This is a genomic window from Endozoicomonas sp. ALE010 (genome assembly GCF_049310165.1).
Lineage (GTDB): Bacteria > Pseudomonadota > Gammaproteobacteria > Pseudomonadales > Endozoicomonadaceae > Endozoicomonas.
The window spans coordinates 75,620-90,767 of record NZ_JBLYNV010000018.1 but is presented as its reverse complement, the minus strand read 5'-3'; the positions used below and the strand labels follow the sequence as shown (position 1 = coordinate 90,767).

General features: G+C 52.9%; 9 protein-coding genes. 1 reads left to right on the top strand and 8 read right to left on the bottom strand.

From position 1 onward, the window contains the following. Window positions 1-43 precede the first annotated feature (43 nt). Window positions 44-2,077 (bottom strand): hypothetical protein, encoded by a 2,034-nt coding sequence (locus ACO6UY_RS10130; RefSeq protein ID WP_422450321.1) that lies wholly within the window; start codon window positions 2,075-2,077, stop codon window positions 44-46. 365 nt (window positions 2,078-2,442) lie between these two features. Between ACO6UY_RS10130 and ACO6UY_RS10125 the strand changes: the two genes are divergently transcribed. Continuing rightward, on the top strand, window positions 2,443-3,075 hold the full coding sequence (locus ACO6UY_RS10125; RefSeq protein ID WP_422450322.1) for a gamma-glutamyltransferase: 633 nt from the start codon (window positions 2,443-2,445) through the stop codon (window positions 3,073-3,075). A gap of 234 nt (window positions 3,076-3,309) precedes the next feature. Here ACO6UY_RS10125 and ACO6UY_RS10120 read toward each other — a convergent pair whose 3' ends face one another. The 7 genes from ACO6UY_RS10120 to ACO6UY_RS10090 form a co-directional block, all read right to left on the bottom strand. Beyond that, window positions 3,310-5,187: a hypothetical protein gene (locus ACO6UY_RS10120; protein WP_422450323.1), complete on the bottom strand. Its 1,878-nt coding sequence runs from the start codon at window positions 5,185-5,187 to the stop codon at window positions 3,310-3,312. A 260-nt stretch (window positions 5,188-5,447) separates the two neighbouring features. Beyond that, window positions 5,448-6,737 carry an ankyrin repeat domain-containing protein gene (locus tag ACO6UY_RS10115; RefSeq protein WP_422450324.1) on the bottom strand — a complete coding sequence of 430 codons (1,290 nt, stop codon included), beginning with the start codon at window positions 6,735-6,737 and terminating at the stop codon, window positions 5,448-5,450. A gap of 230 nt (window positions 6,738-6,967) precedes the next feature. Further along, window positions 6,968-9,052, bottom strand: a complete 2,085-nt coding sequence (locus ACO6UY_RS10110; RefSeq protein WP_422489796.1) for a hypothetical protein — start codon at window positions 9,050-9,052, stop codon at window positions 6,968-6,970. 298 nt (window positions 9,053-9,350) lie between these two features. Further along, window positions 9,351-11,294, bottom strand: coding sequence for an acetoacetate--CoA ligase (locus ACO6UY_RS10105; protein WP_422450326.1), 1,944 nt, complete (start codon window positions 11,292-11,294; stop codon window positions 9,351-9,353). Window positions 11,295-11,350: 56 nt separating this feature from the next. Continuing rightward, a complete protein-coding gene (locus ACO6UY_RS10100) occupies window positions 11,351-12,289 on the bottom strand; it encodes a hydroxymethylglutaryl-CoA lyase (RefSeq protein WP_422450327.1) in 939 nt (312 codons plus the stop codon). A 23-nt stretch (window positions 12,290-12,312) separates the two neighbouring features. Further along, window positions 12,313-14,295 carry a biotin carboxylase N-terminal domain-containing protein gene (locus ACO6UY_RS10095; RefSeq protein ID WP_422450328.1) on the bottom strand — a complete coding sequence of 661 codons (1,983 nt, stop codon included), beginning with the start codon at window positions 14,293-14,295 and terminating at the stop codon, window positions 12,313-12,315. Next, a complete protein-coding gene (locus ACO6UY_RS10090; protein WP_422450329.1) occupies window positions 14,288-15,142 on the bottom strand; it encodes an enoyl-CoA hydratase-related protein in 855 nt (284 codons plus the stop codon). The genes ACO6UY_RS10095 and ACO6UY_RS10090 overlap by 8 nt, the downstream gene beginning before the upstream one ends. Window positions 15,143-15,148 lie beyond the last annotated feature (6 nt).

The following is a 15,148-nucleotide window of genomic DNA, read 5'->3' as shown; positions in this document are numbered from 1 at the left end:
GCGTTCTGAAGTATATTGCTCGCAGAATTGCCGCTGTTGGTGGCTATACCAACCTGAGTAACGGCGCCAATTCATCATCATCGCTTTCTTCAGCAATATCGGGCAGTGAGTTCACGGAGCCTTCGGGGGATCTGTTCACGGGATTGTCCCCTGTGCTCCCGGCCAATATGGGGCTATAGCCAGCCGCAGGTGATGCCCGGTTGCGATAGTAGCGGAAGATGCACAAGCCAACCACCAGCACCAAGAGTACACCGCCCAGGGCTATAGCGGCTAAAGCGGCTTGATTCAGGTTCACATCCCTTGAGCTGCTTTTACCCGAAGTGGTGGGGGGTGTTGTCGGGATTGTTGTTGGGATTGTGGTCGGCATTGCGGTCGGGAAGAACCCACACCGTTGAATTTGATTGTTTGCCAGTGCCGTAAAGTTATAAACATCGGGCCGATAATTCGGCGGCAGCAGACCAGGGTCAATACCTGCAACTGAATTATCCAGCCAGGGATGACAACCAAGGTTGGTATTGTTTTGCCAGTCTCCATTGACACGGACATTACAAATACCCGCTTCAGGACCACCCATGACACCAGCATCTCCATACTGACTGTCAACTTCGCAATTGATCGCTGTGGTGCAGGCAATATTGTCATAATAGGGAAATCCCCCCGCTCCGATGGCAGCATCTGCGCTCTTGCCGGAGCTTGTCACTGTACAGTTCAATGCGGTGGTGCCAACTATCTTCTCAGATTCAAATCCGCCACCAATCATGCCTGCCCCGATACCGGCGCTCCCGCCCGGGCCGGAGGTTGTCACAGTGCAGTTTGCGGCTGTGGTGTTAGCAACATTTGCCAAAGGAAATCTGCCTCCCCCTGCGCCGATGCCTGCATTGCCACGCAAACCGGAAGCGGCCACGGTACAGTTCACCGCGGTGGTGTTGGCAACCATGTCAAAAAAAACAGCGTTGCCCAGGCCAATACCTGCGTCGCCATAATCACCGGTGTTTTCGACTGAACAGTCCACCGCCGTGGTGTGAGCAATCGTGCCATGATTCAAAGCCGTACCCACGCCAATGCCTGCACTTCCATATCGAGCGGAGTTTTCAACTTTGCAGTTCACGGCCGTGGTGTTGGCAACGGTGCCATGACCATCACGACGCCCCACTGCTTTAAAACCTGCAATAAACCTCCCGGCACCAATGCCTGCGGCCCCTGAATATTCATAGTTGGCGGATGTGCAATTCACCGCAGTGGTGCCGACAACCGTGCCATTATAAAGAAACCCGGCACCAATCCCTGCTGATCCAGCGCATTCCCCACCAGCGGAGGCTGCCACTGTGCAGTTCACTGCGGTGGTGTTGAGCACCGTTCCCAGGACATTCCCCCCGGCAATCCCCGCACTGTCGCCAAGGGCTTCTACATGGGCATTTTTAACGCGGATATTACGGACCATGGCCTCGTCTTCAATGGTACAGGCCGCGACCGCGACCGGGCCATTGTCTCTTATAAAGACACCGTTAAAGCTCAGGCCATCGATCAGGCCTTCAGCTCCCAGGGTTTGCACCAGACAATGGCTGAGATTACCAATGGTGCCGTTTTCACCACGGAGGCTGCCGGTAAACGGATGAGTATCATTACCAATGGGCTGGTCCAACTGGCTACCATCAATATCCCCGGTTTGTCGGTAGGTACCATTGAGTGGATAGTCAGGGTCATGGCCGATCTTGCCCAGGGTTGCAGCATCCGGCACCGCTATCCACCGGTCACTGTTATCGTCAGCTGTGGCTGTCGCATTGGCAGCAGCGAGGCCGGACGGAGCACTTGGCACCACGGCCGGGTTCAGCAGCTGGCGAGTCCGGTGCGATGTGCTGGCCGGTTTACGCTGAAGGTCTTGCTGTCTGTTTTTTATTGAACTGTGGTCGTTTACCGGGTTTTCCTCCCGGGTATTGCCCTGTAACAACGGTATGGCGTCAGATTCTGAACACACACCCAGTCGTCCCCACCGTCCCTGTGGCTCGACAGACTGGCTTGTTGCTGGTTGTGAGGCGCTGGCAGTAACGCTGCCGGGCATGGTTGGTGGCTGTATCAAAATCACTCCCTCATGTTGGCATTAATTATTGTGCTGGTTTCCTACCGTTCATATTCCCGGGACCGCCACAGGCAGTCATGGGTCTTTGCAATTTGATTGTTCGGTCATCCAGCATAATGAAAATGCCACACGGGTGGGTAAGGCCTAGGCCTATTCGTGCCTGACTCGGGGATTCTCACGCAAAAGAGCAAACAATCCGTAGGGTAGAATAGCCCTGGATGCGTTACTTTGCCGTGAAAATTCCCGAGAAGCGCATAAAACGGGCCAGCCTGAAATGCGTGAGCCCGTATTGATACCCTTCAGTACTTCGAAAAGCTCAGGAAAAAGGCTCCTGTCGGTGTCTGAACCGATCCAGGGCATCCGGATTGGCCAATTTCGTTGAAGTAGGCGTTGTGGTACTTGTTGCCATGGACCAGACACGTCTGGGGCGTTATGAAAACACGAGAAACTACTTTTATCCTGAAGGACGTCCTGTGCATGGTGATGGCAATGCGGTGGCGATGGCCTCCAGCGTAGAGAATGCTTTTGATTCACGCCTGATGGTCCGTGGTTTTCTATTGAATAACTCCATGACGGATTTTTCCTTCCGTCCATTGATTGATGGCAAACCGGTAGCCAATCGCATAGCACCAGGGAAACGACCAATGTCTTCTATGACGCCCACTATCGTGTTACGTGATGGCAAGCCCTATATGGTTCTTGGCTCAGCGGGTGGCAGTCGTATAATTGTTCATGTTGTCAAAACAGTTATTGCTCATCTGGACTGGCAATTACCCGTGGATGAAGCCGTTAGTCTATCTCACCGAATCAATATGCAGGGCTCTTATGAACTTGAGTCCGGAACGGATGCGGAAAAGCTGGTAAAACCACTAAAAGCAATGGGGTATAAGGTATCGGTCCGTGATCTGAACAGCGGTCTGCATGCCATTGTTATAAAGAAGTCAGGCCTGGAAGGGGCTGCTGATCCACGACGGGAAGGTCACGTTATGGGGGACTGAATTCCCGTATTTCCCAGACGAACAAGGTCACAGATTCCTGTGGTGGCAACCACTGTTTCCTGAAAAGCACTTTTTCGGAACTTCCCTGTTTCGAGCTTGATCTCCGTTCATCCTGAAGCGGAGTCGAAGGTTGGCTGCTACAATCCAGACTAAATTATTCCACGCACTTTATCCCTTTTTGGGCGCACGCTGCGTTCTGAAGTATATTGCTCGCAGAATTGCCGCTGTTGGTGGCTATACCAACCTGAGTAACGGCGCCAATTCATCATCATCGCTTTCTTCGGCAATATCGGACAGTGAGTTCACGGAGCCTTCGGGGGATCTGTTCACGGGATTGTCCCCTGTACTCCCGGCCAATATGGGGCTATAACCAGCCGCAGATGATGCCCGGTTGCGACAGTAGCGGTAGATGCACAAAACCCCCACCAGTACAAAAAGCACACCGCCCAGGGCAATACCGGCTATAGCGGCTTGACTCAGGTCCAAAGCCCTTGAGCTGCTATTGCTGGAAGTGGTTGGGGTTGTTGTCGGGACGACAGGGAAGAACCCACACTGACGAACAGGATTGTTTGCCAGTGCCTCACCAGGCCGACAATCTGGCGTCAGCAGACCAGGGTCAATACCTGCACATAAATTATCCAGCCAGGGCTGACAACCAGGGACGGTATTGTTTTCCCAGTGTCCATTGACACGGACATTACAGATATCAGGGTCAGAACCACCCGTGATAGGAGACACTGCATATTCACTGTCGATTTCGCAATTTATCGCTGTGGTGCTGGCAACGATGGCTTTAGAATCTAATATTCCCGCTCCGATGCCAGCACATGCGTCCTTTCCGGAGGATGCCACGGTACAGTTCAGTGCGGTGGTGTCAGCAATCTTTGTAGAATCAAGTCCAGTTAAAAGCGTGCCCGCCCCGATGCCGGCACCCCCGCGAGTGCCGGAGGTTGTCACATTGCAGTTTACCGCTGTGGTGTTGGCAACAGTTGCCAAACTAAAAACGCCTCCCCCCACGCCGATGCCTGCACTTCCATCCAGGCCGGAAGCTGTCACGTTACAGTTCACGGCTGTCGTGTCGGCAACCATACCAAAAAAAGCAGCTCTGCCTGCGCCAACACCTGCGTAGCCATAATCTCCGGAGTTTTCGACTGTGCAGTTCACCGCCGTGGTGTCAGCAAGCGTGCCAGTCCCAAAAGCCGTACCCGCGCCGATGCCTGCACTTCCATCCCTGAGGGTAGCTGTCACGTGACAGTTCACCGCAGTGGTATCGACAACATTACCATTACCACGAAGTAGCCCGGCACCAATACCTGCGTTCCCGTTCCCGGTCTCTTCGCCGCTAGCGGAAGTTGCCACGGAGCAGTTGACTGCGGTGGTGTTGAACACCGTTCCCCGGACATCCCCCCCGGCAATCCCCGCACTGTCACCCAGGGCTACTACCCTGGCATTGTTAACGCTGATATTACTGACCATGGCAGCGTCTGCAATGGTACAGGCCGCTACCGCGACCGGGCCTTTGTCTTTTATATTTGCACCGTTAAAGCTCAGGCCATCGATCCGGCCCGGACCACCGAGCGTTTGCACCAGACAATGGCTGAGATTACAAATGGTGCCGTTTTCGCCACGGAGGCTGCCGGTAAACGGATGAGTATCATTACCAATGGGCTGGCCCAACTGGCTACCATTAATATCCCCGGTCTGTCGGTAAGTACCATTGAGTGGATAGTCAGGGTCATGGCCGATCTTGCCCAGGGTTGCAGCATCCGGCACCGCTATCCACCGGCCACTGTTATCGTCAGCTGTGGCTGTCCCATTGGCAGCAGCAAGGCCGGACGGAGCACTTGGCACCACGGCCGGGTTCGGCAGCTGGCGAGTTCGGGGTGTTGTGCTGGCCGATTTACGATGTAGGTCTTGCGGTCTGTTTTTTATTGCACTGTAGTCGTTTACCGGGTTTGCCTCCCGGGTATTGTCCGGTAACAACGGTATGACGTCAGATTCTGAACACACACCCAGTCGTCCCCACCGTCCCTGTGGCTCGGCAGACTGGGTTGTTGCAGGTCGCGAGGCGCTGGCAGTAACGCTACCGGGCATGGCTGGTGGCTGTATCAAAATCACTACCTCATGATGGCGTTAATTATTGTGCTGGTTTCCTATCGCTCATATTCCCGGGACCGCCGCAGGCAGTCATGGGTCTTTGCAATTTGATTGTCCGGTCATCCAGCATAATGAAAAACCTTTTCAACCTGGCGATAAATCTCGGCAGTACCAATGCGGACACCTCCCGGATTTAATACGGCATCGGCCTGCCCATGGAATAGCAAGAAAAGAACGGGTTTTTCTCTTGTCCAAACCAAAGCAGCCAATCTGGATCAGGTTAAAGTGCACTGTCTTCTATCGTCCAAAGCGTCTGCAGCATCTAATGGATTTAAATCCCAGCTGTACTTGGCTCCGGCTCCGATAAGTGCTCGCTTGCATTGTGCATCACTGGCAAAATCCAGCGCCGTCTTGTCCCTGTAGTTTTTGACGTTAATATCTGCATTGGCATCAATAAGGGTCAAAATATATCTAATATTGTTTTTTCTGGTAGCCGCAAAGAGCGGAGTTTCACCGGAGCAGTCTCTGGCATTAATATTGGCCCCAGCCCTGATCAGAGTTTCGGCACATTCTACATTGTCAGTCCGGCTGCCCAGGTGGAGGGCTGTACGGCCCTGTTGATCTCTGGCATTGCAATCCGCCCCAGACTCAAGGAGTTTTCGCAGGTAGGTAACATCATCAAGTCCAGCGGCGATATGAAGTGCGCAGTCGCCAAACTGGTTTTTAACATCGACATTTGCCCCGGCGAGCATAACTGCATTCATGAGCTTTTTGTCTTGACAACTAACCGACCGGGTAAGAAGCGTGTGATAAGCAACGTCGAATCCTTTCAGTCTGCCATTAATGTCAGCACCTTCAGCAATCAGAGGTTGTATGCACTGGGTGCTGCCATGCCTAATGGCATTGAACAAAGCATCATTGAGATCAAGACGACCAACGAGTTTTCGTCCCTCCTCGAGCAAAACTTGCACACTCCCGGGTTGATTTTTGTCGGTGGCGTATGTCAGAGACTTATTTAAAATCTCAGTATGTCGTTTACTGTCGAGACCCTTAAAACTGTCACATGATTTCAGCAGAAATCGGATTGAATCAGTTTGGCCTTTTAGCGAGGCACAATGCAGAGCGCTAACAGCTGCGTTTGCCCCCTCTTTCAGCAAATACCGCATAGACTCTACCTGACCTTCTCTGGCAGCTTCACGCATTGCCTTATTAAGTTTTTCGGTAATGTAATCTCTGCTTATCCTGTTGACCCAGGTGCTTAATACCCACTCCATACACTCAATCCGGCCATTGGCAGCCGCTGCATAAAAGACATGGTTAGGCTTGGGGAGTGGCCCTTGCCCTTTTGATTTTTCCCACAATAATTGCAAGCACTCAACCTGACCGTGTTTAGCGGCCATCCGTCCCAGGTCGCTAACTCTGCTCTCCAGATTATCGCCATAAGTGGCTGCTCCGGGTTGTTCCCAGCCTATATTGTTGATATCAAGATCCAACACCTTTTCCAATGCTTCCAGATCCCCATAACGACAGGCATGTTCAGCGACAGGCTGAGAGTCACGAAGCAACGGCAGGACAGGTTGCTCCGAGCAGACAGTACAATGCAGTATACTCCGCCTAGCCCCAGCCCTGGCTTGATCAAGCAATGGTTTAAGAATGCAGTCAAGATGGAATTGGTGGGACTTGCTGCACGACGCGGTGACTACCGATCGCCCGCCAAATGAACTGGTTGTTGGGACGTTACAGAGAGCACAGGTGGAAAAATTACTCAAATTGTTGATCGAATTTGTGACGCTATTCATGATAAACGCCCTTTCAGTGAGCAAATGACTTTCACCACCTTCGGTGGATATACCAACCTGAGTAATGGCACCAATTCATCATCATCGCTTTCTTCGGCAATATCGGGCAGTGAGTTCACGGAGCATTCGGGGGATCTGTTCACGGGATTGTCTCCTGTACTCCCGGACAATAGGGGGCTATAGCCAGCCGCAGGCGATGCCCGGTTGCGATAGTAGCGGTAGATGCACAAGCCAGCCACCAGCACCAAGAGTACACCGCCCAGGGCTATAGCGGCTAAAGCGGCTTGATTCAGGTTCACATCCCTTGAGCTGCTTTTACCCGATGTGGGTGGGGTTGTTGTTGGGATTGTTGTTGGGATTGTGGTCGGGAAGAACCCACACTGACGAATTTGATTGTTTGCCAGTGCCGTAAAATTATAAACATCGGGTCGATAATTCGGCGGCAGCAGACCAGGGTCAATACCTGCACATAAATTTTCCAGCCAGGGATGACAACCAGGGTCGGTATTGTTCTGCCACTGTCCATTGATTCGGACATTACAGATACCAGCTTCAGGACCACCCATGACACCAGCATCTCCATACTCACTGTCGACTTCGCAATTGATTGCTGTGGTGCAGGCAAGATTGCCATGAGTTAAAAATCTTCCCACCCCGATGCCAACATCTGCGCTCTTGCCGGAGGTTGTCACTGTACAGTTCAGTGCGGTGGTGCCAACAACCTTTCCAGATTCAAATCCGCCACCAACCATGCCCACTCCGATACCGGCGTTCCCGCCGGGGCCGGAGTGTGCCACAGTGCAGTTTGCGGCTGTGGTGTTAGCAACATTTGCCAGAGAAAAACTGCCTCCCCCTGCGCCGATGCCTGCATTGCCACGCAAACCGGAAGCGGCCACGGTACAGTTCACCGCTGTGGTGTTGGCAACCATGTCAAAAAAAACAGATTTGCCCAGGCCAATGCCTGCGTCGCCATCCTCACCGGTGTTTTCGACTGTACAGTCCACCGCCGTCGTGTGAGCAATCGTGCCATCATTAAAAGCCGTACCCACGCCAATGCCTGCACCGCCATATTGAGCGGAATTTTCAACTTTGCAGTTCACCGCCGTGGTGTTGGCAACCGTGCCATGACCATCACGACGCCCCCATGCTTTGACACCTGCCATAAACCTCCCTGCACCGATGCCTGCTGCCCCTGAATATTCAGAGCTGGCCGATGTGCAGTTCACCGCAGTGGTGCCGACAACCCTGCCATTATCACGGAGAAACCCGGCACCAATCCCTGCTGCTCCGGCGTCTTCCACGCCAGCGGAGGCTGCCACTGTGCAGTTCACGGCGGTGGTGTTGAGCACCGTTCCCCGGACATTCCCCCCGGCAATCCCCGCACTGTCGCCAAGGGCTTCTACATGGGCATTCTTAACGCGGATATTACTGACCAAGGCCGCGTCTGCAATGGTACAGGCCGCTACCGCAACCGGACCTTTGTCTCTTATAAAGACACCGTTAAACCTCAGACCATCGATCTTGCCATTAGCTCCCAGGGTTTGCACCAGACAATGGCTGAGATTACCAATGGTGCCGTTTTCGCCACGGAGGCTGCCGGTAAATGGGTGAGTATCATTACCAATGGGCTGGCCCAACTGGCTACCATCAATATCCCCGGTCTGTCGGTAAGTACCATTGAGTGGATAGTCAGGGTCATGGCCGATCTTGCCCAGGGTTGCAGCATCCGGCACCGCTATCCACCGGTCACTGTTATCGTCAGCTGTGGCTGTCCCATTGGCAGCAGCGAGGTTGGACGGAACACTTGGCACCACGGCCGGGTTCGGCAGCTGGCGAGTCCGGGGTGTGGTGCTGGCCGGTTTACGATGCTGCGGCGGTACGTCTTGCTGTCTGTTTTTTATTGCACTGTGGTCGTTTACCGGATCTGCCTCCCGGTTATTGTCCTGTAACAACGGTATGGCGTCAGATTCTGAACACACACCCAGCCGCCCCCACCGTCCCTGTGGCTCAACAGACTGGCTTGTTGCTGGTTGTGAGGCGCTGCCGGTAACGCTGCCGGGCATGGTTGGTGGATTTATCAAAATCACTCCCTCACGATGGCGTTAATTATTGTGCTGGTTTCCTACTGCTCAAATTCCCGGGACCGCCACAGGCAGTCATGGGATTTTGTAATTGGATTGTTCGGTCTTCCAGCATAATGAAAATGCCATACGGGTAGTGAAGGCCTGTTCGTGCCTGACTCGGGGATTCTCACGACAAAGAGCAAACAACCCGCAGGGTAGAATAGTCCTGAGTGCGTTACTTTGCTGTGAAAATTCCCGAGAAGCGCATGAAACGGGCCAGCCTGAAATGCGTGAGCCCTTCGGTACTTTGAAAAGCTCAGGAAAAAAGCTCCTGACGGTGTCTGAACTGATCTAGGGCATCCGGGTTGGCCAGGGCATCGGTATTTTTTACCGGCCGGTTATGAATAACTTCACGCACTGCCAGCTCGACGATTTTACCGCTGATGGTTCTTGGAATGTCGGTGACCTGCAGAACTTTGGCGGGAACGTGACGAGGCGTAGTGTTGCTGCGAATGGTCTGGATGATTTTCCGGATCAATTGATCATCAAGTGTCACGCCATCACGAAGCTGCACAAACAACACAATGCGTGTGTCGTCTTCCCATTCCTGTCCTACCGCAATGCTCTCAAGTACTTCTTCTACCTTTTCAACCTGGCGATAAATCTCGGCAGTACCAATGCGGACACCTCCCGGATTTAATACGGCATCGGCCCGGCCATGGATAATAACGCCGCCATGCCGGGTCAGCTCGCCGTAATCGCCATGAGCCCAGATCCCGGCAAACTCGTTGAAGTAGGCGTTGTGGTACTTGCTGCCATCGGGGTCATTCCAGAAGCCAACGGGCATGGACGGGAAACTGGACTGACAGACCAGCTCTCCCTTTGCTTCAGTTAGCGGAGACCCTGTGGTATCCACAAAGTGAACATCCATACCCAGCCCACGACATTGCAGTTCACCGCGATAGACCGGCAGTATCGGGCAGCCCAGGGCAAAGCAGGAGATGATGTCCGTGCCACCGGATATGGAAGAAAGCCGGACATCCGCTTTTACCTCCTGAAAGACATAGTCATAGCTTTCGTGCAGCAAGGGAGAGCCTGTCGATAGAATGGCTTTGAGATGTTGAAGGTTATGACTGCTAGCAGGTTTGACGCCGGCTTTTTGCAGGGCGGCAATGTATTTGGCGCTGGTACCAAAAATGGAAACCTTCTCCGCCTCTGCCATATCCATCAGGGTTGCAGGTTCGGGATAAAACGGTGAGCCATCGTACAAAACGACAGTGGCCCCAAGGGCCAGTGATGAAACCAGCCAGTTCCACATCATCCAGCCACAGGTGGTAAAGTAAAAAATCGTGTCCTGTGCTTTCAGATCGGTATGAAGACCCAGCTCTTTCAAATGCTGTAACAGCGTTCCACCATGACCATGAACAATACACTTGGGAATGCCAGTGGTACCTGAAGAGTACATAATGAACAGTGGATGATTAAACTCGACAGGGACGATACTCACCGATTCATTGGATGGCTGGCAGAAATCAGTCCAGAGCACCGCATTGTTGAGTTGCACAATATCCGGTTCCGGATTGGCAAAAGGCACAACGACCGTGGTTTCCAGCGATGGGATGTTTTGCTGAATCTGTGGTGTTTTTGCCATACAGTCGATGGTTTTACCGCCATAAAAGTAACCGTCAACCGTGAGCAGGAGCCGGGGCTCAATCTGTCCGAAACGGTCCAGAACGCCCTGAATACCAAAATCTGGCGAACAGGATGACCAGATTGCCCCGAGCGCTGTGGCGGCCAGCATCAGAATAATGGTTTCCGGGCAGTTGGGCATAAAGGCCGCAATACGATCCCCCTTTTTGATGCCGACTTCAATCAACCCCTGTTGAGCTGCGGCTACTGATTGATAGAGTTCCCGGTAGCTCAGGGTTCGGCGACGGCCATTCTCACCTTGGAATACCAGGGCTGTTTTATTATCTCTTTGTTGCAGCAGGTGTTCTGCATAGTTCAGTGTTGAGTCAGGAAACCATTGAGCGCCTGGCATACTGTCGTTTATTAAGGGCGCGGAGGGTTGGGTATGAAATTGTACGCGGTAGAATTCTGCCAGCCGTTGCCAGAAGGCCGGGCGCTCTTCAATGCTCCATTGGTATAGATCAGAATAATCCTCCAGTGGCAAACCTGTGACTTCTTTTACGCGGTTGATAAACGCCTGAAGATTGGATGATGTTATTGTGTTTTGATCCGGTATCCACAGTGCTGACATTGGCTTTCTCTTTTGGCTTCTTTTCTGGGGTCTTCTCTGGATTCGCGAGTTGTAATTCACTCGGAAGGATGAATCGACCGGCTCAATGCCAACCCGGCATTTGATCTTGAGGGTATGCCCAGCTGGTCACAAATGAATGTAGCCGCTTTGAGCAGTTCCTCCATATTTATCCCGGTTTTTATGCCCATACCGTGCAGCATATAGACCACATCCTCCGTCGCCAGATTGCCTGATGCTCCGGGGGCATAAGGACAACCTCCCAGACCGGCAACCGAGCTGTCAATTATCGAAAGCCCCTCTTCGAGCAGTGCTAAAACATTGGCCAGCGCCTGGCCATAGGTATTGTGAAAGTGTGCTGCCAGGGCTGAGACGGGAATATGCCGGGAAGTGTGCTCCAGCACTTTTTTGGCGTTGAGGGGCGTGCCAACGCCAATGGTGTCGCCCAGGGAAATTTCATAGCAGCCCATTTGCCAGAGTTGTTCGGCTACCCCGGCAACAGCGGAAGGGTGGACTTCGCCCTCATAGGGGCATCCCATCACACAGGAAACATAGCCTCTGACGTTTAAACCGTGATTTTTTGCCGCAGCCATAACCGGTTCAAAACGGTGCAGGCTTTCGGCAATGGAACAGTTGATATTTTTCTGACTGAACCCTTCTGAGGCTGAAGCAAATACCGCTACTTCATCAGCGCCAGCGGCCAGGGCTGCCTCAAAACCTTTGAGATTTGGGGTCAGGGCACCATAGGTGATCCCCGGTTGACGGTGAAGAAGCTCAAAAACGTTGTGGGAGTCTGCCATTTGCGGAACGGCTTTTGGAGACACAAAGCTGCCCGCTTCAATACGCTTCAGTCCTGTTCTGGCAAGACGGTTGATCAGCTCAGAGCGAATCCCGGCAGTGAGTATCTCCGGCTGATTCTGCAGCCCGTCTCTGGCACCCATCTCAACCAGCGTTACCCTGTCAGGCAGTTGCTGTGAATTGGCGGTATCACTGGACATCCCTTTACTCCGTGTTGTTGTTTTTATGGTTTTTCGATGAACGTCAGTAATGGTGAACCTGCCCCAACCTGGTCTCCGGCCTGATAAAGTATCCGCTCAACGGTTCCGGACTCTTTGGCAGTGATGCAGTGCTCCATCTTCATGGCTTCCAGCATCAGCAGCGGGGTTCCCTGCGCCACAGACTGGCCCTCATTGACCATCACGCAGGTGATGGAGCCACTCATCGGAGCAAGAGGTACATTATCCTGATGGTCTTCCTGTTCCATGGGATGGCCGGGGAGTGCAACTTCATAGCTGATTTTTGGAAGAATGACTTTCAATAATTCCCCGGGCTGGTGAACTATACGGCAAATGATTGGCTGTAATTTCTCTGCGTCTGTGGTGTCAAAACGGAGGCTCACGGATGCGCCGCAGGTTTCGTGGTTAACGTTGGCGGTTATCGTCAGTGATTTATCTCCGATACGGAGTAGATAACGGTTGGACTGTTTATCGATCCTGACCAGCCAGCGCTGTTCATCCAGATAAAGCTGAACCAGGGATTCTGTGCTGAAAGTGGAGCCAAATGAGGTTGGCAGTAACTCATCCGGTCTGGCGAGGTTGCCACATTCAAACTGATAAATAGCCGCAACCGCTAACAGCTGCTCTCTTTGCTCCGGGGATAAAGCGGGAAAAGGGTGATGATCAATAAAGTCAGTACTGAGTTTGGCATCAATAAATGCCGGCGTTGCCAGCAGATGCGCCAGGAAGTCCCGGTTATCGCAGATCCCTGCCTGATAATACTGGGCCAGCGCCGTCTGAAGCTGCGCTATTGCAGCTTGTCGGCTGGGGCCTCTGGCAATGATTTTTGCCATCATGGGGTCGTACCAGGCGGTGATGCTGTCACCGGCCTGAATACCGGTATCAATACGCAGGTTGCCATGGGTCTCTGGCCATTCCAGGGCCAGAATGCGTCCGGAGGTGGGTAGAAAATCCAGCCTTGGGTTTTCTGCATACAACCGGGCTTCAATGGCATGGCCATGGCCGTGTAATGATGTCTGATCCAATGGCAGAGGCTGGCCGGAGGCCACGGTTAACTGCCACTCAACCAGGTCCAGATCGGTGACCATTTCCGTTACCGGATGCTCTACCTGGAGGCGGGTATTCATCTCCATAAAGTAGAATTGATCACCATCAAGCAGAAACTCCACGGTACCCGCCCCTTGATAGCCGATGGCTTTTCCGGCGGCGACGGCGGCATTGCCCATGGCTTCGCGCAGTCCGGGAGTCAGGCCGGGGGCGGGGGCTTCTTCAATCACTTTTTGATGTCGGCGCTGCAAAGAGCAGTCCCGGTCAAAAAGGAACACACCATTTCCCTGTTGGTCAAAGAAAATCTGAACTTCTACATGCCGCGCTTTTGTGACAAAACGTTCAAGTAGCAGTTGGTCATTGCCGAAAGCTTTTTCTGCTTCACGCCTTGCCGACTCCAGCTGCTGCTCCAGGTGCTCTGAATGTTCAACAACACGCATCCCTTTACCGCCGCCACCAAAAGCAGCCTTGATCAGCAGGGGGTAACCAATGTGTCCAGCTTCAGCCATCAGCTGCTGGTTACTCTGGTGCTCGCCGTGGTAACCGGGAACCAGAGGGACTCCGGCCTCTGCCATGATTTTCTTGGCTTCACTTTTTGAGCCCATGGCATCAATGGCCGAAGCTGGAGGGCCTACGAAGATAATGCCTTTTTGCTGGCAGGCCAGGGCAAAGTCGGCATTTTCCGACAGGAAGCCATAACCGGGGTGAATGGCATCCGCCTTTTCCTGTTCTGCTATGGACAATATTTTCTCAATATCCAGGTAACTCTCAAGAGCAGGGCTTGGGCCAGCATAGACTGCTTTAGTGGCCATGGTCGTATGGAGAGCCCGATGGTCGGCATCGGAATAGAGGGCAATGGTTTCCATACCCATGGCATTGGCTGTTTTTATAATACGACAGGCGATTTCCCCACGGTTGGCAATCAGCAGGCGCTTAATCATGGTGTTGCTCCTCTGCTGATGGCTTTTCATTGGCTGATGGCTTTTTACTGGCTAATGGCTCTCCCCAGCCCGGAGCACGCTTTTCCAGAAAAGCGCTCAATCCCTCCTGACCTTCCGGTGAAATACGAATACTGGCAATCCGTTCGCAGGTCAGATTAATGAGGTCTTCATCAATCAGCCGATGATTGACGTCATCAATTAATCGTTTCGCTTCAGCCATGGCAACCGGGGCGTTTTGAATGATTTGGTCACAAAGTGCTTCGACTGTCGATGATAAATCCTGCTCTTTACACCGTTCATGAATCAGGTTCAGGCGCAGAGCCTGTTTGGCTGAGATGGTTTCTGCACTGAGAAAATAGCGTCGTGCCTGGCGTGTTCCCATGGCTCGAACAACATAGGGACTGATGATCGCAGGAATAAGCCCAAGCTTGACTTCGCTCAGGCAGAACTTTGCTGATCGACCGGCGATGGCGATATCGCAGACGGTGATCAGCCCCAGGGCACCACCAAATGCTGCACCCTGGACCACCGCTATAGTAGGGGCAGGGAACCGGTCCAGCCGTTGAATCAGGCTGGCCAGTTGTCGTGCATCCTGATGATTTTCTTCTTTGCTCAGTGCTTTCGACTGTTTCATCCAGTTGAGGTCAGCACCGGTACAGAAATGTTTACCGTTGGCTTTGAGTATCAGCAGGCGGGTGGGCGTCTGCTCAATCTGATCAAAAGCCTGGTGCATTTCAGCAATCAGCTCTTTATTCAGGGCGTTGCCGGTTTCAGGTCGGTTGAGACAGAGCGTAGCGATCTGACGGGTTTGGTCACTGATATCAAGGGTCAGGTTTTTATAGTTCATTGTGAT